Source organism: Ferranicluibacter rubi, from assembly GCF_011603255.1.
In the GTDB taxonomy this organism is placed as follows: domain Bacteria; phylum Pseudomonadota; class Alphaproteobacteria; order Rhizobiales; family Rhizobiaceae; genus Ferranicluibacter; species Ferranicluibacter rubi.
In genome coordinates this window covers 141,290-167,579 of record NZ_JAANCM010000004.1, presented here as the reverse complement: position 1 = coordinate 167,579, position 26,290 = coordinate 141,290, and the positions used below count along the sequence as shown (strand labels likewise).

At 63.8% G+C, this 26,290-nt stretch carries 26 protein-coding genes; 5 read left to right on the top strand and 21 right to left on the bottom strand.

The features are described from left to right. Positions 1-67: 67 nt before the first annotated feature. A complete protein-coding gene (locus G8E10_RS09950) occupies positions 68-619 on the top strand; it encodes a L,D-transpeptidase family protein (protein WP_167128440.1) in 552 nt (183 codons plus the stop codon). On the opposite strand, the gene G8E10_RS09945 is transcribed toward G8E10_RS09950, so the two are convergent. After that, entirely contained in the window at positions 620-1,444 is an 825-nt protein-coding gene (locus G8E10_RS09945) for a MerR family transcriptional regulator (RefSeq protein WP_167128437.1), read from the bottom strand. Positions 1,445-1,569: 125 nt separating this feature from the next. Between G8E10_RS09945 and G8E10_RS09940 the strand changes: the two genes are divergently transcribed. Then, positions 1,570-2,850, top strand: a complete 1,281-nt coding sequence (locus tag G8E10_RS09940) for a 4-aminobutyrate--2-oxoglutarate transaminase (RefSeq protein WP_167128434.1) — start codon at positions 1,570-1,572, stop codon at positions 2,848-2,850. A 2-nt stretch (positions 2,851-2,852) separates the two neighbouring features. Continuing rightward, positions 2,853-4,334 (top strand): NAD-dependent succinate-semialdehyde dehydrogenase, encoded by a 1,482-nt coding sequence (locus G8E10_RS09935; RefSeq protein WP_167128431.1) that lies wholly within the window; start codon positions 2,853-2,855, stop codon positions 4,332-4,334. A 96-nt stretch (positions 4,335-4,430) separates the two neighbouring features. Here the strand turns inward: G8E10_RS09935 and lpdA are convergent, their stop codons facing one another. From lpdA to sdhC, 15 genes are all read right to left on the bottom strand, one after another. Further along, positions 4,431-5,834, bottom strand: a complete 1,404-nt coding sequence (gene lpdA / locus G8E10_RS09930) for a dihydrolipoyl dehydrogenase (protein WP_167128428.1) — start codon at positions 5,832-5,834, stop codon at positions 4,431-4,433. Positions 5,835-5,935: 101 nt separating this feature from the next. After that, positions 5,936-6,586: a LysE family transporter gene (locus G8E10_RS09925; protein WP_167128827.1), complete on the bottom strand. Its 651-nt coding sequence runs from the start codon at positions 6,584-6,586 to the stop codon at positions 5,936-5,938. Positions 6,587-6,679: 93 nt separating this feature from the next. Next, entirely contained in the window at positions 6,680-7,093 is a 414-nt protein-coding gene (locus tag G8E10_RS09920; protein ID WP_167128425.1) for an MAPEG family protein, read from the bottom strand. A 61-nt stretch (positions 7,094-7,154) separates the two neighbouring features. Continuing rightward, complete coding sequence (gene odhB, locus G8E10_RS09915) at positions 7,155-8,399, bottom strand: 2-oxoglutarate dehydrogenase complex dihydrolipoyllysine-residue succinyltransferase (RefSeq protein WP_167128422.1); 1,245 nt, start codon at positions 8,397-8,399, stop codon at positions 7,155-7,157. A gap of 239 nt (positions 8,400-8,638) precedes the next feature. Further along, complete coding sequence (locus G8E10_RS09910; RefSeq protein WP_110735427.1) at positions 8,639-11,635, bottom strand: 2-oxoglutarate dehydrogenase E1 component; 2,997 nt, start codon at positions 11,633-11,635, stop codon at positions 8,639-8,641. A 221-nt stretch (positions 11,636-11,856) separates the two neighbouring features. Beyond that, positions 11,857-12,759, bottom strand: coding sequence for a succinate--CoA ligase subunit alpha (gene sucD / locus G8E10_RS09905; RefSeq protein WP_132448682.1), 903 nt, complete (start codon positions 12,757-12,759; stop codon positions 11,857-11,859). A 3-nt stretch (positions 12,760-12,762) separates the two neighbouring features. Continuing rightward, on the bottom strand, positions 12,763-13,140 hold the full coding sequence (locus G8E10_RS09900; RefSeq protein WP_110729903.1) for a hypothetical protein: 378 nt from the start codon (positions 13,138-13,140) through the stop codon (positions 12,763-12,765). Between the two features lie 4 nt (positions 13,141-13,144). Continuing rightward, positions 13,145-14,341 (bottom strand): ADP-forming succinate--CoA ligase subunit beta, encoded by a 1,197-nt coding sequence (gene sucC / locus G8E10_RS09895; protein ID WP_110729904.1) that lies wholly within the window; start codon positions 14,339-14,341, stop codon positions 13,145-13,147. A gap of 31 nt (positions 14,342-14,372) precedes the next feature. Further along, a complete protein-coding gene (gene mdh / locus G8E10_RS09890) occupies positions 14,373-15,335 on the bottom strand; it encodes a malate dehydrogenase (protein WP_132664739.1) in 963 nt (320 codons plus the stop codon). A 188-nt stretch (positions 15,336-15,523) separates the two neighbouring features. Beyond that, positions 15,524-16,678, bottom strand: a complete 1,155-nt coding sequence (gene zapE, locus G8E10_RS09885; RefSeq protein ID WP_167128419.1) for a cell division protein ZapE — start codon at positions 16,676-16,678, stop codon at positions 15,524-15,526. Positions 16,679-16,757: 79 nt separating this feature from the next. Continuing rightward, on the bottom strand, positions 16,758-17,306 hold the full coding sequence (locus G8E10_RS09880) for a protease inhibitor Inh/omp19 family protein (protein ID WP_110801187.1): 549 nt from the start codon (positions 17,304-17,306) through the stop codon (positions 16,758-16,760). A gap of 160 nt (positions 17,307-17,466) precedes the next feature. Continuing rightward, complete coding sequence (locus tag G8E10_RS09875) at positions 17,467-18,246, bottom strand: succinate dehydrogenase iron-sulfur subunit (protein WP_110729908.1); 780 nt, start codon at positions 18,244-18,246, stop codon at positions 17,467-17,469. Positions 18,247-18,272: 26 nt separating this feature from the next. Continuing rightward, complete coding sequence (gene sdhA / locus G8E10_RS09870) at positions 18,273-20,135, bottom strand: succinate dehydrogenase flavoprotein subunit (protein ID WP_167128416.1); 1,863 nt, start codon at positions 20,133-20,135, stop codon at positions 18,273-18,275. 4 nt (positions 20,136-20,139) lie between these two features. Then, positions 20,140-20,520, bottom strand: a complete 381-nt coding sequence (gene sdhD, locus G8E10_RS09865; RefSeq protein ID WP_110735417.1) for a succinate dehydrogenase, hydrophobic membrane anchor protein — start codon at positions 20,518-20,520, stop codon at positions 20,140-20,142. An 11-nt stretch (positions 20,521-20,531) separates the two neighbouring features. Beyond that, the gene (sdhC, locus tag G8E10_RS09860) at positions 20,532-20,924 is read right to left on the bottom strand and encodes a succinate dehydrogenase, cytochrome b556 subunit (RefSeq protein WP_110800998.1); all 393 of its coding nucleotides are present in this window, start codon (positions 20,922-20,924) and stop codon (positions 20,532-20,534) included. Between the two features lie 301 nt (positions 20,925-21,225). Here sdhC and G8E10_RS09855 point away from each other — a divergent pair, with 301 nt between their 5' ends. After that, positions 21,226-21,741, top strand: a complete 516-nt coding sequence (locus G8E10_RS09855; protein ID WP_167128414.1) for a hypothetical protein — start codon at positions 21,226-21,228, stop codon at positions 21,739-21,741. A 30-nt stretch (positions 21,742-21,771) separates the two neighbouring features. On the opposite strand, the gene G8E10_RS09850 is transcribed toward G8E10_RS09855, so the two are convergent. The 5 genes from G8E10_RS09850 to tsaD are packed head-to-tail and all read right to left on the bottom strand — an operon-like array spanning position 21,772 to position 25,281. Further along, on the bottom strand, positions 21,772-22,416 hold the full coding sequence (locus tag G8E10_RS09850) for a 50S ribosomal protein L11 methyltransferase (protein ID WP_167128411.1): 645 nt from the start codon (positions 22,414-22,416) through the stop codon (positions 21,772-21,774). 10 nt (positions 22,417-22,426) lie between these two features. Continuing rightward, positions 22,427-22,870, bottom strand: coding sequence for an EVE domain-containing protein (locus G8E10_RS09845; protein WP_167128408.1), 444 nt, complete (start codon positions 22,868-22,870; stop codon positions 22,427-22,429). A gap of 6 nt (positions 22,871-22,876) precedes the next feature. Then, entirely contained in the window at positions 22,877-23,167 is a 291-nt protein-coding gene (locus G8E10_RS09840; RefSeq protein ID WP_110800994.1) for a YciI-like protein, read from the bottom strand. An 18-nt stretch (positions 23,168-23,185) separates the two neighbouring features. Continuing rightward, entirely contained in the window at positions 23,186-24,190 is a 1,005-nt protein-coding gene (locus tag G8E10_RS09835) for an NAD(P)H-dependent glycerol-3-phosphate dehydrogenase (protein WP_167128405.1), read from the bottom strand. Further along, entirely contained in the window at positions 24,187-25,281 is a 1,095-nt protein-coding gene (tsaD, locus tag G8E10_RS09830; protein WP_167128402.1) for a tRNA (adenosine(37)-N6)-threonylcarbamoyltransferase complex transferase subunit TsaD, read from the bottom strand. Before tsaD ends, G8E10_RS09835 begins: the two co-directional genes overlap by 4 nt. A gap of 75 nt (positions 25,282-25,356) precedes the next feature. Here tsaD and hemC point away from each other — a divergent pair, with 75 nt between their 5' ends. Continuing rightward, a complete protein-coding gene (gene hemC / locus G8E10_RS09825; protein ID WP_110807781.1) occupies positions 25,357-26,286 on the top strand; it encodes a hydroxymethylbilane synthase in 930 nt (309 codons plus the stop codon). Positions 26,287-26,290 lie beyond the last annotated feature (4 nt).

Here is a 26,290-nt window from a genome sequence, read left to right as displayed (position 1 = left end):
CGAAACCTTGCTAACATGGCATGATGGCACTGCACCATCACGACCCATGCACTTTCCTGTGAGCCTCATGCGCAAGATTCCCCCGAAACCGCGTCCATCCCCTGGCACGATCACGGTGAGAGCGGCACCGGGGAACCGCTGCCGGGCGCTGGTATCGTTTGCCGGACGGACGGAGCAGGCGGCGATCGGGCGTGGTGGCATGACAGCGCGCAAGCGCGAGGGCGATGGTGCGACGCCGATTGCGGCCATGCCGCTGATCGATGGCTATGTCAGGGCCGACCGCACCGTGCCGCCGGCCACACGCCTTTTCCTGAAGCGAACGCGGGGCGACATGCTCTGGTGCGATGCGCCGGATCACGCGTGCTACAACCGGCCGGTCTCTGCCCCCTTTGCCGGTCGTCACGAGACGATGATGCGGAGCGATGGGCTCTACGATGTCTGTCTGGTGATGGACTGGAACATGCGCGTTCGCCGCCGCAATGGGGGATCGGCGATCTTCTTCCATCTCATCCGCCCCGGCTACCAGCCGACGGAAGGCTGCATCGCCGTCAGCCTGCCCGCCATGCGGCGCATCCTCGCCTTCGCGCGCAAGGGTACCCTCGTGAAGGTGCTCGGCTGATCAGAAGGTTGCGGGCGTGTTGATCCAGATCAGCACGGTCTCGGCCTCGTGCAGGTTGCGCCAGGCGTGGAAGCGGGTGCTCTCGAAGTAGAAGCTGTCGCCGGCCGTCAGATCGAAGAACTGGTCGCCGTCGAGTACGATCTGCATTCTCCCCTGGAGGACATGGAGAAATTCCTCGCCGTCATGCAGGTAGGCGCCCTCGCTGGAGGCACCGGGGGCGAGGACGAAGCGGTGGCACTCCATCTGGTGCCGACCTTCCGCCAAAGGCTGGATGCTGACGCCGGAGGCGGTCGCGGGCCAGGCGGTCCATTGACCGGCGCGCACGAGTGATTGTCGGTGATCGCCACCTTCCTGGCCGGAGAGGACCGCCAGCGTCGTCCCGAAGCAGGCCGCCAGCGCGTGGAGCGCCGGCAGGGATAGTCCTTGGGAGATCCGCTCGAAGGAGGAGAGGAGGGACAGGGCAATGCCGGTCTCGTCCGCGACGCTCTGCAGCGTTCGCCCGGCCTGGCGGCGGAGATGGCGGATCTTCGGGCCGATGGCGAGCGCTGCGTCGCCCTCGTCCGGTGCGGTCTGTGTCTCCATCGGAGCGGCCGTCTCGCCCTCATCCTTCAGGACCTCGCGGATGGCGGCCGGGTTGAGGCCCTTCTCCGTGCGCAGCCAGCCGATGGTCTTCAGCCGGTCCATGAGCGTCTGGTCGAAGAGGCGCTGGCCTGTCGCGGATCGCAGGGGCTCGATCAGCCCCTGACTTTCCCAGAGACGCAGCGTCGAGGCGGACACGCCGGCCATGCGGGCGGCTTCCGTGATCTTGAAGCGAATGTCGTCCATATCCGTAGGCCTAAGTGCGCGTGAGGCCTCTCATAGCCCGTGGAAACGGGATTGCAAACTCTACAGAAAAAATATAGGTAATTTCTTTAGGCGCGCGGGCGCCTGTTGCCAGAGGGGATGATGCCATGTTGAATCTCGAAGTCGCCGAACGTCGCGGCGCTGCCATATCGCGCGGCGTGGGTGTGACCACGCAGGTCTATGCCGAGCGGGCGGAGAATGCGGAGATCTGGGACATCGAGGGGAAGCGCTACATCGATTTCGCGGCCGGTATCGCCGTCGTCAACACCGGTCACCGGCACCCGCGCGTCATCGCCGCGGTCAAGGACCAGCTCGATCGCTTTACCCACACCTGCCATCAGGTCGTGCCCTACGAGAATTATGTGCGTCTCGCCGAACGGCTGAATGCGCTGGTGCCCGGCGATTTCGAGAAGAAGACGGTTTTCGCGACCACAGGTGCCGAAGCTGTCGAGAATGCCGTGAAGATCGCCCGGGCGGCAACGAAGCGTTCCGCCGTCATCGCGTTCTCCGGCGGCTTTCACGGCCGGACGTTCATGGGTATGGCGCTGACCGGCAAGGTGGCGCCCTACAAGGCGGGCTTCGGCGCCATGATGCCGGACGTGTTCCACGTTCCCTTTCCCGCCGAGCTGCATGGTATGACGGTGGAGGCGTCGCTGGCCGTGCTCGACCGGCTGTTCAAGGCGGATGTGGACCCGGCACGGGTCGCGGCCTTCATCATCGAGCCGGTGCAGGGCGAAGGCGGCTTCTACGAGGTGCCGAAGGCGCTGATGATCGCACTGCGCGAGATTGCCGACCGGCATGGTATCCTGCTGATCGCCGACGAGGTGCAGACCGGCTTTGCCCGCACCGGGCGCATGTTTGCCATGGAGCATTATCCGGTCGTTGCCGATATTACGACCATGGCCAAGGGGCTGGGCGGCGGATTTCCGATCGCGGCCGTCACCGGGCGCGCCGACATCATGGACGCACCGGGTCCGGGTGGCCTCGGCGGCACCTATGGCGGTAACCCGATCGGCATCGCGGCGGGCCTCGCCGTGCTTGACGTCATCGCCGACGAGGATCTTTGCGCCCGCGCCGAACAGTTGGGTGCGCGGCTGAAGCAGCGGCTGCAGTCGTTCAAGGATTTCGTGCCGCAGATTGTCGATATCCGGGGACCGGGCTTCATGAATGCCGTGGAGTTCAACGTGCCGGGCACCGCGACGCCGGATGCCGATTTCACGAACAGGGTCCGGCTGCGGGCGCTGGAGAAGGGGCTGATCCTGCTCACCTGCGGTGTTTATGGAAATGTCATCCGTTTTCTCTCGCCGATCACCATCCAGGATCATATCTTCACCGAAGCGCTCGATATCCTCGAAGATACGCTGCGCGATTGCGTCAAGGGAGACTGACAATGAGCCTATCACCGGACCTTCTCGCCAAGCTGAAAGACCCGAGCCTTGCGACCGACAAGGCGCTGATCGGCGCCGATTGGGTGGTGGCTTCTGCCGACGGCAAGACGTTCGACGTGCGCGACCCGGCAACCGGCGTCCATGTCGCCACGCTTCCCGACATGGGGCGCACCGAGACGGCGCAGGCCATTGCCGCCGCTCACAAGGCGCAGAAGGCCTGGGCCCGGAAGACCGGCAAGGACCGCGCGCAGATCCTGCGCCGGCTATACGATCTTCTGGTCGCCAATGCTGACGACCTCGCCATCATCCTCACGACCGAGATGGGCAAGCCGCTGGCCGAGGCGAAGGGCGAGGTGCTCTACGGCGCGTCCTATGTCGAGTGGTTCGGTGAAGAGGCCAAGCGCGTTTATGGCGACACGATCCCCGGCCACCAGCCGGACAAGCGTATCATCGTCGTCAAGCATCCGATCGGTGTCGTCGCGGCCATCACGCCTTGGAATTTCCCGAACGCGATGCTTGCCCGAAAAGTCGCGCCGGCGCTGGCCGCTGGCTGCGCTATCGTGTCGAAGCCTGCCGCCGAGACGCCGCTGTCGGCCTTGGCACTCGCGATCCTTGCCGAGCGGGCGGGCCTTCCCTCAGGGCTCTTCAGCGTCATCCTGTCGACCGATTCGGCATCCGTCGGGCTGGAGATGTGCGAGAGCGACAAGGTGCGCAAGCTGACGTTCACCGGATCGACGAATGTCGGCAAGATCCTGTTCCGGCAGTCGGCGGGGCAGGTGATGAAGCTCGGGCTGGAGCTGGGGGGCAACGCGCCCTTCATCGTCTTCGAGGATGCCGATCTCGATGCGGCGGTCGAAGGCGCGATGGTGTCGAAATACCGGAACAACGGGCAGACCTGCGTCTGCGCCAACCGGCTCTATGTGCAGGCCAGCGTCTACGACGCCTTTGCCGAAAAGCTTGCCGCCAAGGTGCGGGCCATCAAGGTTGGTGGCGGGTTCGAGCCGGATGTCAGTGCCGGCCCGCTGATCTCGGAAAAGGCGCTGGCCAAGGTCGAGGATCACATCGCCGACGCGGTCTCCAAGGGAGCCTTCATCGCCGTCGGCGGTGCGCGGGACACGGACAAGGGCGCGTTGTTCTTCCAGCCAACGATCCTCACCGACGTCACACCGGACATGAAACTCGCCCGCGAGGAGACCTTTGGCCCCGTCGCGCCGCTCTTCCGGTTCGAGACGGAAGAGGATGTCATCGCCATGGCCAACGACACGGAATTCGGGCTGGCCGCTTACTTTTATGCCCGCGATATATCCCGGATCTTCCGCGTGGCGGAAGAACTGGAATACGGCATGGTCGGCATCAACACCGGCCTGATTTCCACCGAAGTCGCCCCCTTCGGCGGTATCAAGCAGTCCGGCCAAGGCCGGGAAGGCTCGAAATACGGGATCGAGGACTATATCGAGGTGAAGTATCTCTGCCTGAGCGTCTGAGCGTATCGGACCTTGAATGCAAAAAGCGGGCGCCTGACGACGCCCGCTTTTTGCATTTGGAAAGGACACTTCCGGCCGAGACCGGTCGCACATTCCTTACATGTGGATCGGCTTGAAGAAGGTCGCCAGCGCTGCTTCCTTGACGGCTTCCGACATGGTGGGGTGGGCGTGGCAGGTGCGGCCGAGGTCTTCGGAGGAGCCGCCGAATTCCATGAGGACGGCGATCTCGTGGATCATCTCGCCGGCGCCGAAGCCGATGATGTGGCCGCCGAGAACGCGGTCGGTTTCCTTGTCGGCGAGGATCTTCACGAAGCCATCGACGGCCTGCATGGCGCGCGCGCGGCCGTTGGCGGTGAAGGGGAACTTGCCGACCTTGTAGGCGATGCCAGCGCTCTTCAGCTCTTCCTCGGTCTTGCCGACGGAGGCGACTTCCGGCTGGGTGTAGACGACGCCGGGGATGACATCGTAATTCACGTGGCCCGCCTGGCCCGCAAGAATTTCGGCCAGCGCCACGCCTTCGTCTTCCGCCTTGTGGGCGAGCATCGGGCCGCGCACGACGTCGCCGATGGCGTAGATGCCTTCGACATTCGTCTTGAAGTGGCCGTCGATCTCGACGCGGCCGCGATTGTCGAGCGCGACGCCCGCTTCCTCGAGGCCGAGACCGGCCGTGTAGGGCTTGCGGCCGGTTGCCACGAGAACCACGTCGGCCGAAATCGTCTGCGCCTCGCCACCCTTGACGGGTTCGAAGGTCACGGTCGCGCCGTCGCCCTCGCGCGCGACGCCGGTGACCTTGGCGCCAAGGTTGAAGGTGATGCCCTGCTTGGCGAGGATGCGGTGGAACTGCTTGGAGACTTCGCCATCCATGCCGCCGAGGATGTTATCGAGATATTCGACCACGGTGACCTGTGCGCCGAGGCGTGCCCAGACCGAGCCGAGCTCAAGCCCGATCACGCCGCCGCCGACCACGACCATGGTGCCGGGCATTTTTTCGAGCGCGATGCCGCCGGTGGAGGAGACGATGACCGTTTCGTCGATCTCGACGGGAACGCCGGGAATGCCGGCGACGTCGGAGCCGGTGGCGATGACGATGTTCTTGGTCTCGATCGTCTGCTCTTCGCCGGCGTCATTGGTGACGACGACCTTGCCAGCACCGGCGATGCGGCCGGTGCCCTGGATGGCGTCGATCTTGTTCTTCTTGAACAGGAAGGCGACGCCTTCGACGTTCGACTTTACCGTCGCGTCCTTGTGTTCCATCATCTTCGGCAGGTTGAGGCGCGGGGCTTCGACCTCGATGCCGAGGCTGTCCAGGTGCCCGGCGGCGTGGAACATCTCGGAGGCGTGCAGCAGCGCCTTGGAGGGAATGCAGCCGATGTTGAGGCAGGTGCCCCCATAGGTGGCACGCTTTTCGACGACGGCGACCTTCAGGCCGAGCTGGGCTGCCTTGACGGCGGCGACGTAGCCGCCGGGGCCGGTTCCGATGATAACGACGTCATAAGCCATGGATACTGTCCTTCCGTGCGCAGCCTGTCCCGGCTGCCGATGTTGACCGTGGCGGCCGCTCAGCGGCTACCGGATGTACGTGTCGAGAGGAGCCGATGGGTTCAGGCTGCCTTCTCGGTTGCGAGTTTCAGGCCGAGCGCGATGAAAACCATGCCGCTGGCGCGGTCGATCCAGTGGCTGATGCGGGCGAAGCGGGCGCGCATGGCGGGTGTCGTCATGAACAGGCTGACGGCCACGAACCACAGGATGAGGCAACTCGCCATGACGAGGCCATAACCGAACTTGACCGCGACCGGCGTCTGCGTGCTGACCACCGTCGAGAAGATCGACAGGAAAAAGAAGACGGGCTTCGGGTTCAGCGCATTGGCGGCAAAGCCGAGACCGAAGGCCTTGAAGGCGGATTGCGGGCCGCGGGCGGCAGGCTCCGGCGCTGCCATTGCAGCCGCATCGGGCGTGTCCGCCGGCTTTGCCTTCAGAGCCTTGATGCCAATGTAGAGCAGGTAGGCGACGCCGCACCATTTGACGATGTTGAACAGGGTGATCGACTGCGAGATGACGAGACCGAGACCGAGGATCGTATAGGTGACGTGGACCATCAGCGATGTGCCGACGCCGAAGGAGGTGAGGATCGCCGAGCGGCGTCCGTGCAGGATGGATTGCCGCATGACCATGGCGAGATCGGCGCCGGGCGAGACGATCGCGAAGGCGAAGATCGCCATCAACGAGGCGAGTTCGAAGAGATAGGGATGCACGGACAGTTCCATCATGCGTCTCCGGTCGGTGCCTGCAGCTTCGGGCAGGGAAAAAGGTTCGGGCAACCCAGGCCGCCCGGAACGATAGCGTCCTCAGAAGACCAGAGCGAGGCCCATCAGGCCGAGGCCGGAAAGAGCGCCGAGCCAGACGAGGGACCTGATATAGGGGATGCCCGCGAGGTAGAGCGGGATGTAGACGATGCGGCAGGCAAACCAGATCCAGGCACCGATGAGACCCCAGCCCGAGGGGTCGCCGGCGATGGCGAGACCGAGAGCTAGGCCGACGAAGGCCGGATAGGTTTCCCGAAGGTTCTTCGACGCCCGGCCAGCCCGGCCCGCAAGCACGTCTCTCGGCTGCTCGTTGTCGTCGCGCGGGCCTGCATTCCAGCCGGACCCGAGTTCGCGGGTCACCAGCGTGCTATGCAGGCAGATCTGGAAGACGAGCAGCACCGCGCTCCAGGCGACGAGCGCTGGAAAGGGCGAGGTGGCAATCACGGTCGGTTCCATGCAGGCATCTTTCGGTCAGGCGAAAGGCCCGCCCTTGCGGGCAGGCCTCATGATCCGAGTCTTAGAGATCGAGAACGAGGCGTTCCGGATCTTCGAGGCTTTCCTTGACGCGGACGAGGAAGGTCACGGCTTCCTTGCCGTCGACGATGCGGTGATCGTAAGAGAGCGCGAGATACATCATCGGGCGGATGACGATCTGGCCGCCGACGACGACCGGACGATCCTGGATCTTGTGCATGCCGAGAATGCCGGACTGCGGGGCATTGAGGATCGGCGAGGACATCAGCGAGCCGTAGACGCCGCCATTGGTGATGGTGAAGGTGCCGCCCTGCATGTCGGCCATCGAGAGCGAGCCGTCACGGGCAGCCTTGGCGAGGCGGCCGAGTTCCTTCTCGATCTGGGCGATCGACATCTGGTCCGCATCGCGGATAACGGGCACGACGAGGCCCTTGTCCGTGCCGACGGCCATGCCGACGTGGCAGAAGTTCTTGTAGACCAGATCCGTGCCGTCGATCTCGGCGTTGACGGCCGGCAGTTCCTTCAGTGCGTGCGTCACGGCCTTGGTGAAGAAGCCCATGAAGCCGAGCTTCACGCCGTGCTTCTTCTCGAAGACGTCCTTGTACTTGGTGCGCAGGTCCATGACAGCCTTCATGTCCACCTCGTTGTAGGTGGTCAGCATGGCGGCGGTATTCTGGGCGTCCTTGAGGCGCTTGGCGATGGTCTGGCGCAGACGCGTCATCTTCACACGCTCTTCGCGTGGTGCGTCGGCCGCGTTCGAGGGGCCGCGTGCCGGGGCCTTCGCCTGTTCGGCAGGCGCTGCCGGTGCCTGAAGGCCGCGGTTGACGGCGGCGATCACGTCGCCCTTCAGGACCTGGCCACGCTTGCCGGAGCCATCGACGTCGGCAGCCTGTACATTGTTCTCGGCCAGCATCTTGGCGGCAGCGGGAGCGGGCGGCATGGAGGAGGAGGGGGCGGACGACGCAGCCGGCGCTTCGGCGGCAGGCTTTTCCGCGGCCGGTGCAGGAGCCGCGGCTTCGGCAGGCTTGGCAGCGGGGGCGCTCGCGCCCGCACCTTCTGCGATCTGGCCGAGGAGCGCGCCGAGGCCGACGGTTTCGCCTTCCTTGGCAACGATTTCCGACAGCGTGCCGGAAGACGGCGCGGGGACTTCGATGGTGACCTTGTCGGTTTCGAGTTCGAGCAGCGGCTCGTCGGCGTTCACAGTATCGCCGACCTTCTTGAACCAGGTGCCGATCGTGGCTTCGCTGACGGATTCACCCAGGGTGGGCACGCGGATTTCGGTTGCCATTGTTAAAACGTCCTGATGTTGCGGGCGTTGCTGCCGGACCGGTCAGTCGCGCCTGAAAAGGGAAGAAGGGGGGAAGCAGACCGCGGCGGAACGGCGTTCCGCCCACGGGACCGGCCATGAGGCAGACCGGTATCGGGCTGACAGTCCAGCCACGCCGCCAGACGGGTGAGAACCGCTGCCGATGCAGCGGTCCGTCCGATCCAGACTGGCGTGGTGGAGAGGATGCCCATATCGACGCGTCAGCCTCCGAGCGCGTCTTCGAGGAAGGCGGCAAGCTGGGCCAGATGCTTCGACATCAGGCCTGTTGCCGGCGAGGCTGCGGCCGGGCGGCCGGTGTAGCGCACCCGCTGGTACTTGGCATCGATGTGCGCCAGAACCCATTCGAGATAGGGATCGATGAACGACCACGACCCCATGTTCTTGGGCTCTTCCTGGCACCAGACCATCTCCGCATTGCGGAAGCGGCTGAGCTCGTTGATCAGCGCCTTGGCCGGGAACGGATAGAGCTGTTCCAGGCGCAGAAGGTAGATGTCGTCGATGCCGCGCTTTTCGCGCTCTTCCAGCAGGTCGTAATAGACCTTGCCCGAGCAGAGCACGACACGGCGGATCTTCGCATCCTTCTGGAGCTTGATCGGGCCGTCCTTGATGACCTCCGCATCGTCCCACAGCAGGCGGTGGAACGAGGTCTCCCCGGCCATTTCCGACAGGCTGGAAATGGCGCGCTTGTGACGCAGCAGAGACTTCGGCGTCATGATGATCAGCGGCTTGCGGAAGTCGCGCTTCATCTGGCGGCGCAGCACGTGGAAGTAGTTTGCCGGCGTCGTGACGTTGACGACCTGCATGTTGTCTTCCGCGCACATCTGCAGCCAGCGCTCGAGGCGGGCGGAGGAGTGCTCCGGACCCTGGCCCTCATAGCCGTGCGGCAGCAGGCAGACGAGGCCCGACATGCGCAGCCACTTGCGTTCGCCCGAGGAGATGAACTGGTCGAAGACGACCTGCGCACCGTTGGCGAAGTCGCCGAACTGGGCTTCCCACAGCGTCAGCGCATTCGGACGAGCGAGCGAATAGCCGTATTCGAAGCCGAGGACGGCTTCTTCCGACAGCATCGAGTTGATGACCTCGTAGCGCGCCTGGGTAGGCGCAAGATTGGCGAGCGGGATATAGCGCTCTTCGGTCTGCTGATCGTAGAGCACGGTGTGGCGCTGCGAAAACGTGCCGCGCTCGCAATCCTGGCCCGACAGGCGGATCTTCGTGCCTTCGACGACGAGCGATCCGAAGGCCAGCGCCTCCGCCATCGCCCAGTCGATGCCTTCGCCCGTCTGGATCATGTTGCCGCGGTTGTCCATGAAGCGCTGGATCGTCTTATGGACGTTGAAGCCTTCCGGAACTTCCGAGAGCTTGCGGCCGATTTCCTTCAGCGACTTCATCGGCACCGAGGTCTTGCCGCGGCGCTGTTCGTCCTGATTGTCGGCGGTGCGCAGGCCCGACCATGCACCATCCAGCCAGTCGGCCTTGTTGGGCTTGTAGGACTGGCCGGCTTCGAACTCCTGTTCGAGACGGGCGCGCCAGTCGGCCTTCATCTTCTCCAGTTCGCCTTCGGTGATCAGGCCTTCGGCGATCAGGCGTTCGCCATAGATCTGCACGACCGTCTTGTGGCCGCGGATGACCTTGTACATCTTCGGCTGCGTGAAGGACGGTTCGTCGCCTTCGTTATGGCCGAAGCGGCGGTAGCAGAACATGTCGATCACGACCGGCTTGTGGAACTTCATCCGGAATTCGATGGCGATCTTGGCGGCATAGGTCACCGCTTCCGGATCGTCGCCGTTGACGTGGAAGATCGGCGCTTCGATCATCTTGGCGACGTCGGACGGATAGGGCGACGAGCGCGAGAAGGCCGGATTGGTGGTGAAGCCGATCTGGTTGTTGATGATGAAGTGCAGCGTGCCGCCGACGCGGTGGCCGCGCAGGCCGGAGAGACCGAGGATTTCGGCGGTGACGCCCTGACCTGCAAAGGCCGCATCGCCATGCAGCAGCAGCGGCAGGACCTTGGAGCGTTCCTTCAGCGGGATCACGTCGCCTTCGAAGGTGGTCGCCATCTGGTCCTGCTTGGCGCGCGCCTTGCCCATGACCACGGGGTTGACGATTTCGAGGTGCGAGGGGTTGGCCGTCAGCGACAGGTGAACCTTGTTGCCGTCGAACTCACGGTCCGACGAGGCGCCGAGGTGGTACTTCACGTCGCCGGAGCCTTCCACGTCGTCAGGCGCGGCCGAGCCGCCCTTGAACTCGTGGAACACGGCGCGGTGCGGCTTGCCCATGACGTTGGTCAGAACGTTGAGGCGGCCACGGTGGGCCATGCCGAGGATGATTTCCTTCATCCCGTCCTGGCCGCCGCGCTTGATGATCTGTTCGAGCGCCGGAATGAGCGATTCGCCGCCGTCGAGGCCGAAGCGCTTGGTGCCCTTGTACTTCACGTCGATGAACTGCTCGAAGCCTTCGGCCTCGATCAGCTTGGAAAGGATCGCCTTCTTGCCTTCCGGCGTGAACTCCACGCCCTTTGCGGGGCCTTCGATGCGCTCCTGGATCCAGCCTTTGATCTCGGGATCGGAAATGTGCATGAACTCGACGCCGAGCGTCGAGCAGTAGGTCCGCTCCAGAATGTCGACGATTTCGCGCATCGAGGCATATTCGAGCCCCAGCACGTTATCGAGGAAGATCTTGCGGTCCATGTCGGCGGCTTCGAAGCCGTAATTGGACGGGGACAGTTCGTGATAGTCCTCGACCGGGGCTGCGATCTGCAGCGGATCAAGCTTGGCATGCAGGTGGCCGCGCATGCGATAGGCGCGGATGAGCATGATGGCGCGGATGCTGTCGCGGGTCGCCTGGTGAATGTCGGCGGGGGTGGCGGCAACGCCGGTCGCTTCCGCCTTGGCTTCGGCCTTCGCCTGCACCTTCTTCTCGATGACCTTCTCGACTGTGCCCCAGTCGCCGTCGAGCGCCGACGTCAGGTCGTCGCGCGGCGTCAGCGGCCAGTTCGGCTTCTTCCACGAGGCGCCCTTGGCGGCCTTCACGACGTCTTCGGGATTGTCGGCCAGCGCCTTGAAAAAGGACTGCCACTCGCCCGAGACGGACGACGGGTCCGCCTCATAGCGCGCGTGGAGCTGCTCGATGTAGCTCGCATTGGCGCCGTCCAGAAAGGACGTCAGTTGAAATTGCTCGTTGGCCTCTTGCCTTGCCATGGTTTTATCGCGGACCTGTCCGTCCGCCTCCTGACTTGTTGGATGCGGCCTTGGGGACATGCGATGCGCCATCCCGGGCCGACTTTGCGACGGCCATCCAATACGGCCGTATGCGTGTCATTTGTTTGGCAGGACCACAGCGCGAGGCTTTGACTGCCTTTCATCTTAGATGGGGCAAGGGACGGCCGGCGCCAATGGCCGGCCGTCCCTTAAACGTTGCATCAGCCCTTGAGGACGTCCACCAGCGTCTTGCCGAGGCGGGCCGGGGAGGGCGAAACGCGGATGCCGGCCTGTTCCATGGCGGCGATCTTGTCTTCTGCGCCACCCTTGCCGCCGGAGATCACGGCGCCTGCATGGCCCATGGTGCGGCCGGGAGGTGCCGTGCGGCCGGCGATGAAGCCGACCATCGGCTTCTTGCGGCCACGCTTGGCTTCGTCCATCAGGAACTGCGCGGCTTCTTCTTCGGCGGAGCCGCCGATTTCACCGATCATGATGATCGACTTGGTCTCGTCGTCGGCCAGGAACATTTCGAGCACGTCGATGAATTCGGTGCCCTTGACCGGGTCGCCGCCGATGCCGACGGCCGTGGTCTGGCCGAGGCCTTCGTTGGTCGTCTGGAACACGGCTTCATAGGTGAGCGTGCCCGAACGCGAGAGGACGCCGACGGAGCCCTTCTTGAAGATGTTGCCCGGCATGATGCCGATCTTGCACTCGTTCGGCGTCATGACGCCGGGGCAGTTCGGGCCGATCAGACGGGACTTCGACGCATCGAGACGCGCCTTGACCTTGACCATGTCGGCAACCGGAATGCCTTCGGTGATGCAGACGATCAGCGGGATTTCCGCTTCGATCGCCTCGATGATGGCGGCAGCAGCGCCGGCCGGGGGAACGTAGATGACGGACGCGTCGGCGCCGGTCTGTTCCTTGCCTTCGGCAACCGTGGCGAAGATCGGCAGCTTTTCGCCCTTGGAGCCTTCCCAGGTCTCGCCACCCTTCTTCGGGTTGATGCCGCCGACCATCTGCGTACCGTGATAGGCGAGCGCCTGTTCGGTGTGGAACGTGCCGGTCTTGCCCGTCAGACCCTGGACGAGGATCTTGGTATCTTTATTGATGAGAATGGACATGGATCAGTTTTCCTCTTCCTCGAATTCGAGGGAATCAAATTCTTCGAAGGCGTCGTTGGACCAGCGGTAACCCTTGCCGGCTATCGACTTCTCACCAAGATGGCTGTTGAGGTTCTTCGACCAGTGGGTGTGGAACCAGTCGAACTGCTTGTCGGCCGCCGAAATGCCCAGTTCGCCCTTCCAGACGTACAGCGTATCGTCCTTCGACTTCAGCTTGAAGAACTCGACGGCATCTTCGTCATGCGTGAAATGCGCCCAGCGATCGGCAGCCTCGTCGTCGAGGTCCGGTGTGGTGTCCCAGCAGACGAAGTAGCACAGGTTGATGTCGGTTTCGTTCGGTCCGAAGGACTGGCGATTGACCGTCTTTTTTGCATCACTCATCTGTTCAGGCACCCTTCACGGCAGCAACGATCTTCTGGGCGGCGTCGTCGAGATCGTCGGCCGAGATGACGTTGAGGCCACTCTCGTTGATGATCTTCTTGCCGAGGTCGACGTTCGTGCCTTCGAGGCGCACGACGAGCGGCACGGTGAGGCCGACATCCTTCACGGCTGCAATCACGCCTTCGGCAATGACGTCGCACTTCATGATGCCGCCGAAGATGTTGACCAGGATCCCCTTCACGGCCGGATCGGCGGTGATGATCTTGAAGGCCGCGGTGACCTTCTCCTTGGTGGCACCGCCACCGACGTCGAGGAAGTTCGCGGGCTCGGCGCCGTAGAGCTTGATGATGTCCATGGTGGCCATGGCAAGGCCGGCACCGTTGACCATGCAGCCGATGTTGCCGTCGAGGGCGACATAAGCGAGGTCGTACTTGGACGCCTCGATTTCCTTGGCGTCTTCCTCGGTCTTGTCACGCAGCGCGACGACGTCTTCGTGGCGGAACAGTGCGTTGCCGTCGAAGGACATCTTGGCGTCGAGGACGCGCAGGCGGCCGTTGGTCATGACGATCAGCGGGTTGACCTCGAGCAGGCTCATGTCCTTCTCGACGAAGGCCTTGTAGAGGATCGGGAAGAGACGCTCGCCGTCGGCCTTGGCTTCGCCTTCGAGCTTCAGTGCGGAGGTGAGGGCGTCGAGGTTCTCAGCCGTCACGCCGGCGACCGGGTCGATCGCGACGTTGATGATCTTTTCCGGCGTGTCGTGCGCGACGGTTTCGATGTCCATGCCGCCTTCCGTGGAGACCACGAAGGAGACCTGGCCGACGGCGCGGTCCACGAGGATGGAGAGGTAGAGTTCGCGGTCGATGTCGGCGCCGTCCTCGATGTAGAGGCGGTTCACCTGCTTGCCGGCGTCGCCGGTCTGCTTGGTGACGAGCGTGTTGCCGAGCATTTCCTTCGAATGGGAAACGGCTTCCTCGATGGTCTTGGCCAGGCGCACGCCGCCCTTGGCGTCAGCGCCGAGTTCCTTGAATTTGCCCTTGCCGCGGCCGCCAGCGTGGATCTGGCTCTTGACGACGTAAAGCGGGCCCGGAAGCGACTTCGCCGCAGCTTCAGCCTCGTCGGCCGAGAAGATCGCGACACCTTCGGCAACCGGTGCGCCAAAGCTCTTCAGGAGAGCCTTGGCCTGGTATTCATGAATGTTCATGGGACATATTCCTGTCTGATGTCGGAAAAGATTACTTCAGGCTCGGGGCGATGCCGACGCAAGCTTCGCAAAGACCGGCAACGGCCGCCACGGACTTGTCGAAGGCTTCCTGTTCGGCCTTGGTAAACTCGACTTCGATGATGCGTTCGATGCCACCGGCACCGATGATGGTGGGAACGCCGACATACATGTCGTTGACGCCGTACTGGCCGGAAAGATAGGCCGCGCAAGGCAGAACGCGCTTCTTGTCCTTGAGGAAGGATTCGGCCATCTCGATGGCGGAGGCAGCCGGAGCGTAATAGGCCGAGCCGGTCTTGAGCAAGCCGACGATTTCGGCGCCGCCGTCACGGGTGCGCTGGATGATCTCTTCGAGACGCTCCTTGGTCACCCAGCCCATCTTGACGAGGTCCGTCAGCGGAATGCCGCCGACCGTGGAGTAGCGCGCGAGCGGAACCATCGTGTCGCCATGGCCGCCGAGAACGAAGGCGGTGACGTCCTGGACGGACACGTTGAATTCCTGGCTGAGGAACAGGCGGAAGCGCGAACTATCGAGAACACCAGCCATGCCGACGACCATGTTCCTGGGAAGGCCCGAGAACTTCTGCAGTGCCCAGACCATTGCGTCGAGCGGGTTGGTGATGCAGATGACGAAGGCGTTGGGGGCGTATTTCTTGATGCCGGCGCCGACCTGTTCCATGACCTTGAGGTTGATGCCGAGCAGATCGTCGCGGCTCATGCCGGGCTTGCGGGCAACGCCGGCGGTAACGATGCAGACGTCGGCGCCTTCGATCGCTGCATAGTCGCTGGCGCCGGTCAGGTTGGCATTGAAGCCTTCCACGGGCGAGGACTGCGCGATGTCGAGGCCCTTGCCCTGGGGCACGCCGTCGGCGATGTCGAAGAGAACGATGTCGCCCAGTTCCTTGAGGCCGGCCAAATGTGCCAGCGTGCCGCCAATCATTCCGGAACCGATAAGTGCGATCTTGTTGCGCGCCATGAAAGTGCTTCCTTTGAGATCAAATCTGGCAAGGTCTGCAGCGACACGTCTCCGCTTTTCCGGGCGGCACCCAACCTCACGGGCGAAAGCACTAGTCGTCTCCTCCAAAAATATCAACCGATACTTTTGGAGTGAGGTTTTTCAATCGTTTAGATCAATATTTTCTTACGTAAACGTAAGATATTCAGTCACGAATTCTTCGCATTTGCAGCATGCGCACCGGCATATTCGCTGCTTTGCAGTTCGATCAGGCGGGAAACCGTCCGGTCGAACTCGAAGCCTTCCGTGCCGCGCTTGACGGTCAGGAGGTTCTCCGGGCGCGCTGCGGCCGATGCGAACAGGCGCGCGCCCTGGTCATAGATCGTATCTACCAGCATGATGAAACGCTTGGTTTCGTTTCGCCGCTCGGGGTCGAGCAACGGGATGTTGTCGATGAAGATGACACGGTAATGCGACAGGATGGTGAGATAGTCGGTCGCACCGAGCGGACGGGCGCAAAGATCCGCAAAGGAGAAGCGTGCGCAGTCACCGGCCGCGGATGGAACGTGGATCGTGCGGCCCTTGAAGGTGAGATCGGCGGGGGCGGGCGTGAGGCCCGCCGTTGCCTTCGCCCAAGAGGTGTCGATTGCCTGACGGGCTGCATCGTCGAGCGGAGAGGACCAGACGGGCAGGCCGCTGGTCTTCTCCAGGCGATAATCCGTCTGCGTGTCGAGTGGCACGACGTCGGCGTGAGCACGCAGGAGATCAACGAAGGGCAGGAAGAGCGAGCGGTTGAGGCCGTCGCGATAGAGATCGCCCGGCTCGACATTGGAGGTGGCGACGAGGACGCAGCCGCGCTTGAACAGTTCCCCGAACAGGCGCGACAGGATCATCGCATCGGCGATGTCGGTCACCGAAAACTCGTCGAAGCAGAGAAGGCGGGCTTCCGCATAGATATCGGCGGCGACGGGCGGCATCGGGTCCGCGTCCTTCGTCTCGCCGTTCTTCAGCTTCTGGCGGTGCTTGAAGATGCGGTCCTGTACCTCGGCCATGAATTCATGGAAATGCGCCCGCCGCTTGCGCTTGATCGGTACGGTCTCGAAGAAAAGATCCATGAGCATTGTCTTGCCGCGCCCGACGCCGCCATAGAGGTAGAGACCCTTGATCGGCGGGCGCTGGTCTCGCTTCGAGGCGAAGAGCCAGCCGAGCGCATTCGACTTGCGGTTGGCGCGGCTGGCGGCCAGGTCTGTGGACAGGCGGTCGAGGCGGGTGGCAATGGCAAGCTGGGCCGGATCGCGGCGCATGTCGCCGCTGGCGATGCGGACCTCGAGGCGTCTGGAGATGGTGTTCTCGGCGTTTGGCACGCGCAGCCTTCCTGGCCATCAGAAGAAGAAGCCCGGCAAGGGCCCGGCGCTGTAGATCTCGGCTTCGATCGCTCGGGGATCAGCGGCTCAGGCTGACGGGCTGGCCGCCATTGGTTTGGCCGTCGTAGCGGGAATCAGCCGTCTTGTAGAGACGGGCGAGCGCGTTGCCGCTGCGGTCCTTGAGGACGACCTGCTTGCCGGCCACTTCCCAGGAGCCCATCTGCGTCAGCTCACCGGCGCAACCGCGGGTTCCGCCGCGCGAGCCGGAGCCGAGATTGGTCAGCGTCAGGAACATATCGCAGGAGCTGCCGCCATTGGCGACGCGCCAGTTGCCGACCATGGATTCCTTGGTGACGTCCAGCGAGGCTGCGGGTGCTGCCGAAGCCCCGGGGGGAACCTGCGCGCCGCCGAGGGCCGCCGTCTGGTTGACGGGCGCTGCCGGAAATTGGGAGGTGTCGCCGCTCGTCGGAGGCGGCAGGGCGCCGCCGGAAACGGAGGGAACGGGCTGCGCCTGCAGGGGGGCAGGCCCACCCATGTCACGCTGATCGAAAGCGCCCACCGACGTGCGCTGGCATCCCGAAAGGGCCAGCACCGCCACCAGACCCGCCGCAACATGATATGCCCGCATTTCGAACTCCCGGTCGTCTCGTATGAAAAATGAACGTTCGAGACAGATATAGGCCGGATTAAGGTTAATCGACCTTTAAGGCTGTTGAAAAACGTCCTTTCCTACAGCCCTGTGGCGTACAGGAAACGCCGATCCGCGTTTCCTCTCGTAAAATCGCCTTCTAGACGCGGCGTTCGACCATCATCTTCTTGATCTCGCCGATCGCCTTGGCCGGGTTGAGGCCCTTGGGACAGGTCTGAGCGCAATTCATGATGGTGTGGCAGCGATAGAGGCGGAAGGGATCTTCCAGATTGTCCAGACGCTCGCCCTTGGCTTCGTCGCGGCTGTCGATCAGCCAGCGATAGGCCTGAAGCAGGACGGCCGGGCCGAGATAGCGATCGCCGTTCCACCAGTAGCTCGGGCAGGATGCCGAGCAGCAGGCGCAGAGAATGCACTCGTAGAGACCGTCGAGCTTGGCGCGATCGTCATGGCTCTGCTTCCACTCCTTGGCGGGAGCCGGCGAAACCGTCTTCAGCCAGGGCTCGATCGAGCGGTGCTGGGCGTAGAAGTTGGTGAGGTCCGGCACGAGGTCTTTGACCACGGGCATATGCGGCAGGGGATAGACCTTTACCGTGCCCTTCACGTCGTCCATGCCCTTGGTGCAAGCTAGCGTGTTGGTGCCGTCGATGTTCATGGCGCAGGATCCGCAGATCCCCTCGCGACAGGAGCGGCGCAGCGTCAGCGTCGGGTCGATCTTGTTCTTGATGTAGAGCAGGGCATCGAGAACCATCGGGCCGCAATCGTCGACATCGATGAAGAAGGTGTCGATCGACGGGTTCTTGCCGTCGTCGGGGCTCCAGCGATAGACGCGGAATTCGCGGGTGTTCGTCGCGCCGGCGGGCTTCGGCCACACCTTGCCCTCGGTCATCTGCGAGTTCTTGGGAAGTGCAAGTTCAACCATATCTGTTTTCCTTGACCGGGCTTCCGTCAGTAGACACGCGCTTTGGGCTCGATCTTGTAGGGATCGATGCCTTCCGCGAGCAATTCGGTGTGAACCGGGCGATAGTCGAGCTTGACGTCGCCGGCCTCATTGACCCAGGCCAGCGTGTGCTTACGCCAGTTGACGTCGTCGCGGCCGGCGAACGGACCGGAGGTGTAGTCCTCGCGTGCGTGGCTGCCGCGGCTTTCCTTGCGGGCTTCCGCGCCGACGACCGTGGTGATGGCGTTGGCCATCAGGTTTTCGAGTTCCAGCGTTTCCACCAGGTCCGAGTTCCAGATCATCGAGCGGTCGGTGACCTTGATGTCCGACATTTCCGACCAGATGGCGCTCATGCGCTTACAGCCGTTTTCGAGCGATTCCTGCGTGCGGAACACGGCGGCGTCTTCCTGCATCGTGCGCTGCATCTTTTCGCGCAGAACCGACGTCGGTGTTCCCCCGCTGGCATAGCGCAGCGTGTCGAGACGGCCGACGATCTTGTCGCAGGCGGCGGTGTTCAGCGCCGGGATCGGGCTCGCGCGGTCGATGACCTCGCCGGCGCGAATGGCGGCGGCGCGGCCGAAGACCACGAGATCGATCAGCGAGTTGGAGCCGAGGCGGTTCGCGCCGTGCACCGAAGCGCAGCCGGCTTCACCGACGGCCATCAGGCCGGGGATGATGCGTTCCGGATTTTTGCCGTCGGCATTCAGCACTTCGCCCCAGTAATTGGTGGGAATGCCGCCCATGTTGTAGTGCACGGTCGGCAGGACCGGGATCGGCTCGCGCGTCACATCGACGCCGGCAAAGATCTTGGCGCTCTCGGAAATCCCCGGCAGGCGCTCGTTGAGAACGGCGGGATCGAGATGGTCGAGATGCAGGAAGATGTGGTCCTTCGCCTTGCCGACGCCGCGGCCTTCGCGAATTTCCAGCGTCATGCAGCGCGAGACGACGTCGCGCGAGGCAAGGTCCTTGGCAGACGGTGCATAGCGCTCCATGAAGCGCTCGCCTTCAGAGTTGACGAGGTAACCGCCTTCGCCGCGTGCACCCTCGGTGATCAGGCAGCCGGCACCATAGATGCCGGTCGGGTGGAACTGAACGAACTCCATGTCCTGCAGCGGCAGGCCGGCGCGCGCGATCATGCCGCCGCCATCGCCCGTGCAGGTGTGGGCCGAGGTGGCGGAGAAATAGGCGCGACCATAGCCGCCGGTCGCCAGCACGACCATCTTGGCCGAGAAGCGGTGGATCGTGCCGTCATCCAGGCACCAGGCGACGACGCCGGTGCAGCGGCTGCCGTCGTCCGACATGATCAGGTCGAGCGCGAAATACTCGATGAAGAATTCGGCATTGTGCTTCAGCGACTGGCCGTAGAGCGTGTGCAGAATGGCGTGGCCGGTCCGGTCGGCCGCAGCACAGGTGCGCTGCACCGGTGGGCCTTCGCCGTAATTCTGCATGTGGCCGCCGAACGGGCGCTGGTAGATCTTGCCTTCGGCATTGCGCGAGAAGGGCACGCCGTAATGCTCGAGCTCATAGACCGCCTTTGGCGCTTCCATGGCGAGATACTGCATGGCATCGACGTCGCCGAGCCAGTCGGAGCCCTTGACGGTGTCATACAGGTGCCACTGCCAGCTGTCCGGCGTCATGTTCTGCAGCGAGGCGGCGATGCCGCCCTGGGCTGCGACCGTATGGGAACGTGTCGGGAAGACCTTGGTGATGCAGGCCGTCTTGAAACCCTGCTCGGCCATGCCGAGCGTGGCGCGCAATCCGGCGCCGCCAGCGCCTACGACGATGACGTCGTAGGAATGGTCGACATACTGGTAGGCCTTACCGTTGATGGAAGTCGGGCCGTTGACGGACGGTGCTTCGGTCGATGCCATGGTTTTATCCTGCAAAGGCGAGCTTCAGGATGGCGAAAAGACAGAGCCCGCCAACCGCGATCGCGAAGAATGTATTGAGCATGAGAAGGACGATCTTGATGCCTTCGGCGTGAACGTAGTCCTCGACGATCACCTGCATGCCGATCCGCATGTGGGTCAGGGCAGAGATGACAACAAGGGCCATGACCACCGCGACGAACGGATTGGCGAGCGCTGCGACCACGTCTGCATGCGGCGCGCCGGCATAGGTCATGATGAAGACGACGAAGAAGATCAGAAGGGGCACGTTGGCGACGGCCGTCAGGCGCTGGCGCCAGAAGTGGTCCGTGCCTTCCTTGGCCGAACCGAGACCGCGGACCTTGCCGAGTGGTGTGCGCATATCCATGATCGGAGCCCTCAGCGAACGATAAAGCCGACGATCCAAAGAAGGAGCGTCACAGTGATGGAGCCGATGGCACTGGCGATGGCGAGCTTGGTCGAGAATTCCTTCTCGTAACCATAGCCCATATCCCACATGAAGTGGCGCAGGCCGCCGAACATGTGGTGGATCAATGCCCAGGTGTAGCCGAACAGGATGACCTGGCCGATGATGGTGCCGAAGAACCAGCTGGCCCAATCGTAATAGGCCGGGCCGCTGGCCGCTGCGATCAACCACCATGCGACCAGAACCGTGCCGAAGTAGAGTGCCGCGCCGGTGATGCGGTGCACAATCGACATGAGCATGGTCGGAATGAGTTTGTAGATTTGAAGATGCGGCGAAAGCGGCCGGCTTTTGGTGACATTCGTCATCTGAACCTCACGGAACGACCGGTCAATCGTCCAAAAACTAGACTTTTTATATCCGGTTTGCGCAGGGATTGCGCAGCATTCAGTTGTGGCGAGCTTTAATCTTCGGCAGGGGTCTTCACAAGCCTGTTTGCGGTGCGAAAGAAAATTAATCGATTAGAGACGGAGGTTTATCGGAACGACCGTTAAACGGCATTTTAACGATTAAGCATATCCAGCGAAATCCAATGCAACCGCCTGACTTTCACGGCGACCTGCTCCAGATTGCTCTTAACGTTTTGTTAAGATCCGTCGGAGGTTCATCATGGTTCGGGACATTTCCCTGCGATCGGTCGCGGTCGCGGTCGCGTTTGCCCTTGTCTTGTCGGCGTTCGGACATGCCGAAGCGAGGGACGAGGGATATCGCGGACTGTACGATCCCGCGCAGCAGGACCAGCGCGAACAGAGATCCGGCGTACGCCTTCAGGGCGATCGGCAAGCGGTGCCGGATTATCGCGTCGTGCGCGGCACTTTCGATGGCGAGCGCCGATATCGTGTGCGGGAGGATGCGACGGGATATCGCCGCAGCTGGCGCGCCCCAGCCGCCGTCATCGTCGGGTCCGGGCGATATTCCGGCAATGCGAATGGCTGGTATCGCAGCGGCGCCGGCAGTTATTTTAGCATCACGAACTACGACGAGGATATCGGCTACGGCGCCGTCGAACGGTATGTCGCGCCGGAAACACGCAGCCGGGTCATCACGGTCGATCGCGGTGCGGCTCGCCGCAACGACACCGCCTGCAGCTTCGAGGCGGGTGTCTGCGTCATTCGCGGGCGCTGAGGCGGCAATGCCGAGCCGGTTCGTGGCGATCTAGCGGAACCGCCAGACGGTGGTCTTCTTGACCTCGCTGTCTTCGAGTGCCCGCGTTACCGGAACTTCATAGGTCGCAAGCGGCTCCATGCGGTCGCGGGGACAATAGGCGCGGCCGGGATCACCGACGATGACCTCGATGCCGCTTGCAACCAGATCCTCGAACCAGGGTATCAACCTGTCGGTAAAGGCCTTGTCGTAGAAGACGTCACCGGCAAGGAAGACGTCGTATGCGATGGGCTGGCCGATCCGATCCGCGTTCTCGTGCATGATGACAACATCGTTCAGCTGCGCATTGAGCGCGATCGCGGTTCCCGTCCAAGGATCGGTATCCAATGCCAGGACCGATGCCGCGCCGGCCTTTATGGCGGCGATCGCCACCAGCCCGGAGCCGGAGGCAAAATCGACGATTGTGCGGCCCTCGACGATCTCCGGGTGATCGAGCACATAGCGGGCAAGGCCCTGTCCCCCGGCCCAGGCAAAGGCCCAGAAGGGCGGCGGCAGGCCGATGGCGTCGAGTTCGTCTTCCGTCTTCAGCCAGAGGTCGTGCGCCTCGCTCGCCAGAAACAGCCGCACCTCGGGAACATGCGGGGGAGCGAGGACGCTCGTGTTCTCGCGGATGAAGCGTTCGGGGTCCGTCTTCACGCGGGGGTCTTCACGCGGGGGGCGATTCCGGCGGATGGTCGAGGCCGCCCATGCGGCAGACTTCGCGCCATTCTTCTTCCGTCACGGCCTGAACGGACAGGCGCATGGAGGTGACGAGCTGCATGTCCTTCAGCCGCTCGCTGGCCTTCACGTCTTTCAGCGTAACGGGCTTCGGCATGTCGCTGACGGCGCGGATGTCGACGCAGTCCCAGCGGGCGTCGCCCTCTGCCGTCGAGTCCGGATGCGAGAGGGCACAGACCTCGGCGATACCCACGATCTCAAGACCTTCGTTGGAGTGGTAGAAGAAGCCCTTGTCGCCGATCTTCATGGCCCGCATGTTGTTGCGGGCGAGATAGTTGCGCACGCCGGTCCATTCGGTGCCGGCTTCGCCGGCATCCTTCTGCATGGCCCAGGACCATTTGAACGGTTCGGATTTCCAGAGCCAGTAGGCCATCGCACGTCACTCCGGCTTGTTGAAGACCCAGTTCCAGGCCTTGACCTCGACGGAGGCGAAAAGGCCGGCCTTGGCGTAGGGGTCTTCTGCGAAGATCGCGGTCGCCGCTTCCTTCGTTTCCGCCTCGATGATGACGAGGCTGCCGTTCGGCTTGCCGTCGTCGCCCAGGAAGGGGCCAGCGACTTTCAGGATACCGCGGGCATTCAGGTCGTCGAGATAGGCGACGTGGGTCGGCCGCGTGTCGAGGCGGATCTGGAGTGCGCCGTGGTTGTCGGTGCAAAGGGCTGCAAAGAGCATGGTCGTGCCTTTCCGAAGCTATTCTTGAGTGATGGGGCGGGACATGAGCTGTTCGAGTGCCGTTTCCACGTCGATGGTCCCGTCGATCATGGCGGCGACGGCGAAGGTCAGCGGCATGTCGAGGCCGAGGCGTCGGGCCTCCGCGGCCGCGACAGAAGCTGCAAGCGCGCCTTCGACGAGATCGACGGTCGGCTGGGCCGCGCGGCGCTCGCGACCAAGCGCGATGCCATAGCGCAGGTTGCGCGACTGGTGGCTGGTGGCGGTGAGAACGAGATCGCCGAGCCCGGAGAGGCCGCGAACCGTGTCGCCCCGGCCGCCGCAGGCCGCGACGTAGCGCGAGAGTTCGGCAAGGCCGCGGGCGATCATGGCGGCGCGGGCGGATTCGCCAAGGCCTGCGCCCTCGACGATGCCGCAGGCGATGGCCAGCACGTTCTTCAGTGCGCCGCCGAGTTGTACACCCGTTCGATCTGCGGAGGGGTAGAGGCGGAAGGTGGGGCCGGACAGGGCGGTTGCGAGCCGTGCGGCGCGCTCCGCAGAAGCGGATGCGATGACCATGGCGGTCGGCAGGCCGGTGGCGATATCGGCGGCAAAGCCGGGGCCGGAGAGGACGGAAACCTCGAGGTCGCGCAGTTCCTCGGCGACGACGTCCGTCAGCAGCCGGCCGGTGCCGCGTTCCAGCCCCTTGGCACAGATAACGATGTCGGCGCCGGGCGCGAGATACGGCCGGAGCGCTTGCGCGGCCTCGCGCTGCGCCTGCGACGGCATGGCGAAGAGAACGATGCCGGCGGTGGAAACAGAGGCCGGGTCTGCGGTGGCGAGAAGGCTTTCGGCCAGATCGATGCCGGGCAGTGCGTCCTCGTGCCGGCGGCGGGAGAGGATCGCGTCGGCGACGTCCCTTTTGCGGGCGATGAGGGTCACCTCTGATCGGCCGGTGCGGGCGATGACGGTAGCAAGCGCTGTTCCGAAGGCGCCGGCGCCGACGACGGCAACCTTGTCGGTCGCGGGAGTGTTCGCCTCGCTCATGCCTTGGCGCCCCGCTTGCCGAAGCCGAGCAGGGTTTCGGCGTTCCCGTCGAGTGGCCAGCGCGCGCGGGGCGAAACGGAGAGATCGTCGGCGGGCAGGCCTGCGGCGATGCGTTCGGCGCCTGCCCAGGCGATCATGGCAGCATTGTCGGTGCAGAGGTGGAGCGGCGGCGCGACGAAATCGAAGCCGTTCTTGTCGCAGAGGCTGTCGAGCGTCACGCGCAGGGCCTGGTTGGCGGCAACGCCGCCGGCAACGACGAGCGAGGGCCTGCCGACATCCGGGTAGGTTTCGCGGAAGCGCTGGAGGCCGCGGCCGATCCGGTCCTTCAGCGTGCGTGACACCGCATGCTGGAAGGAGGCGCAGATGTCGGCGATATCCTGCTCGCCGACCGGAGCGATTGCTTGCGCCGCTTGCCGCACCGCGGTCTTCAGGCCCGAAAAGGAGAAGTCCAGCCGGGCTTCGCCGACGAGCGGGCGGGGAAAGGTGAAGCGTTCGGGATTGCCGCTGCGGGCGGCGCGTTCCACTGCCGGGCCGCCGGGATAGGGCAGGCCCAGAAGCTTTGCCGTCTTGTCGAAGGCCTCGCCCAGCGCATCGTCGATGGTCGTGCCCCAGCGCTCGTAGTCGCCGATGCCGCGCACCAGCACCAGCTGGGTATGGCCGCCGGATACCAGCAGCATCAGATAGGGGAACGCGAGACCGTGCGTCAGGCGCGCGGTCAGCGCATGGCCTTCGAGATGGTTGATGGCATAGAGCGGCTTGCCCGCGGCGCGCGCCATCGCCTTGCCGGTCATGAGGCCGACGATCAGTCCGCCGATGAGGCCCGGACCGCTCGTTGCGGCGATCGCATCGACCTGCGACAGCGACATTTGCGCGCGGGCGAGCGCTTCGGCAATCAGCGTATCCAGTGCCTCGACATGCGCGCGGGCCGCAATTTCCGGCACCACGCCGCCGTAGGCGCTGTGCTCTTCGAGTTGGCTCAGCACTACGTCTGAAAGGATTTCACCGCGTCCGTCCGTTTCGCGCAGCACGACGGAAGCGGCGGTTTCGTCGCAGCTCGTCTCGATGCCGAGAATACGCAGGGGCCGGTTCATGGGCGGGTTACTCGAAGATTGCGGTCGGGAATAAAGGGGGATACACGGACCTCCGGTAACAACGGATCGTAGCGGATGCAAACGAAACCTTTCCGGATCGGCACGCGCGGCAGCCGGCTGGCGCTGGCTCAGGCCCATGAGACGCGCGACCGGCTGATGCTGGCGCATGGCCTGCCGGAGGAGATGTTCGAGATCGTCCCGCTGTCGACGGCGGGCGACCGGATCACCGATCGCGCACTGTCCGAAATCGGCGGCAAGGGCCTCTTCACCCAGGAGCTGGAAGACCAGCTTCTGGCGGGCACGCTCGATTTCGCCGTTCATTCGGCAAAGGACATGGCGACGCGCCTGCCGGACGGTCTGTTCCTCTCCGCCTTCCTGCCACGCGAGGATGCCCGCGATGCCTTCATCGGCGGTACCGCGCCGACGCTCCTTGCCCTGCCGGAAGGGGCGACGGTCGGCTCGGCTTCGCTGCGTCGGCAGGCGCTGATCCGCAGGCTGCGGCCCGATATCAACGTCATCGTCTATCGCGGTCTCGTGGAGACCCGGCTGCGCAAGTTGGCCGAGGGCCAGGTGGATGGCACGCTGCTCGCGCTTGCCGGGCTGAAGCGGCTGAATCTGGAAGGCGTCGCCACCGAGATCCTCGATCCCACCTATTTTCCGCCGGCACCCGCGCAGGGTGCCATCGCTGTGGAAAGCCGCATCGGCGACACTGCCATCAACGATCTCCTCTCAGCCATTGACGATCCGAGAACGCACGAGGCCGTGACCTGCGAGCGGGCTTTTCTCAATACGCTCGACGGATCCTGTCGCACGCCTATAGCCGGCTATGCGATTTCCGACGGGGAGCAGATCTCGTTCTCCGGGATGATCCTGACGCCGGACGGGACGCAGCATCACCGGGTTTTCGCCGAGGGGCGGGCGGTCGATGCGGTAAAGATCGGGACGCAGGCGGGCGAAGACATTCGGGCCGATGCAGCGCCCGGCTTCTTCTCAAGCTGGGTTTGAGCGC

Coding starts and splice junctions, on each gene's coding strand:
- sdhD (WP_110735417.1), bottom strand. CDS start 20,520: ATGGATATGCGCACACCACTCGGCAAGGTCCGCGGTCTCGGTTCGGCC.
- G8E10_RS09920 (WP_167128425.1), bottom strand. CDS start 7,093: ATGGAACCGACCGTGATTGCCACCTCGCCCTTTCCAGCGCTCGTCGCC.
- mdh (WP_132664739.1), bottom strand. CDS start 15,335: ATGGCGCGCAACAAGATCGCACTTATCGGTTCCGGAATGATTGGCGGC.
- G8E10_RS09835 (WP_167128405.1), bottom strand. CDS start 24,190: ATGAGCGAGGCGAACACTCCCGCGACCGACAAGGTTGCCGTCGTCGGC.
- lpdA (WP_167128428.1), bottom strand. CDS start 5,834: ATGGCTTATGACGTCGTTATCATCGGAACCGGCCCCGGCGGCTACGTC.
- G8E10_RS09875 (WP_110729908.1), bottom strand. CDS start 18,246: ATGGTTGAACTTGCACTTCCCAAGAACTCGCAGATGACCGAGGGCAAG.
- G8E10_RS09845 (WP_167128408.1), bottom strand. CDS start 22,870: ATGGCCTACTGGCTCTGGAAATCCGAACCGTTCAAATGGTCCTGGGCC.
- sdhC (WP_110800998.1), bottom strand. CDS start 20,924: ATGACGAATGTCACCAAAAGCCGGCCGCTTTCGCCGCATCTTCAAATC.
- sucC (WP_110729904.1), bottom strand. CDS start 14,341: ATGAACATTCATGAATACCAGGCCAAGGCTCTCCTGAAGAGCTTTGGC.
- odhB (WP_167128422.1), bottom strand. CDS start 8,399: ATGGCAACCGAAATCCGCGTGCCCACCCTGGGTGAATCCGTCAGCGAA.
- G8E10_RS09840 (WP_110800994.1), bottom strand. CDS start 23,167: ATGCTCTTTGCAGCCCTTTGCACCGACAACCACGGCGCACTCCAGATC.
- G8E10_RS09880 (WP_110801187.1), bottom strand. CDS start 17,306: ATGCGGGCATATCATGTTGCGGCGGGTCTGGTGGCGGTGCTGGCCCTT.
- G8E10_RS09900 (WP_110729903.1), bottom strand. CDS start 13,140: ATGAGTGATGCAAAAAAGACGGTCAATCGCCAGTCCTTCGGACCGAAC.
- G8E10_RS09935 (WP_167128431.1), top strand. CDS start 2,853: ATGAGCCTATCACCGGACCTTCTCGCCAAGCTGAAAGACCCGAGCCTT.
- hemC (WP_110807781.1), top strand. CDS start 25,357: ATGCAAACGAAACCTTTCCGGATCGGCACGCGCGGCAGCCGGCTGGCG.
- G8E10_RS09950 (WP_167128440.1), top strand. CDS start 68: ATGCGCAAGATTCCCCCGAAACCGCGTCCATCCCCTGGCACGATCACG.
- sdhA (WP_167128416.1), bottom strand. CDS start 20,135: ATGGCATCGACCGAAGCACCGTCCGTCAACGGCCCGACTTCCATCAAC.
- sucD (WP_132448682.1), bottom strand. CDS start 12,759: ATGTCCATTCTCATCAATAAAGATACCAAGATCCTCGTCCAGGGTCTG.
- tsaD (WP_167128402.1), bottom strand. CDS start 25,281: ATGAACCGGCCCCTGCGTATTCTCGGCATCGAGACGAGCTGCGACGAA.
- G8E10_RS09910 (WP_110735427.1), bottom strand. CDS start 11,635: ATGGCAAGGCAAGAGGCCAACGAGCAATTTCAACTGACGTCCTTTCTG.
- G8E10_RS09945 (WP_167128437.1), bottom strand. CDS start 1,444: ATGGACGACATTCGCTTCAAGATCACGGAAGCCGCCCGCATGGCCGGC.
- G8E10_RS09940 (WP_167128434.1), top strand. CDS start 1,570: ATGTTGAATCTCGAAGTCGCCGAACGTCGCGGCGCTGCCATATCGCGC.
- G8E10_RS09855 (WP_167128414.1), top strand. CDS start 21,226: ATGGTTCGGGACATTTCCCTGCGATCGGTCGCGGTCGCGGTCGCGTTT.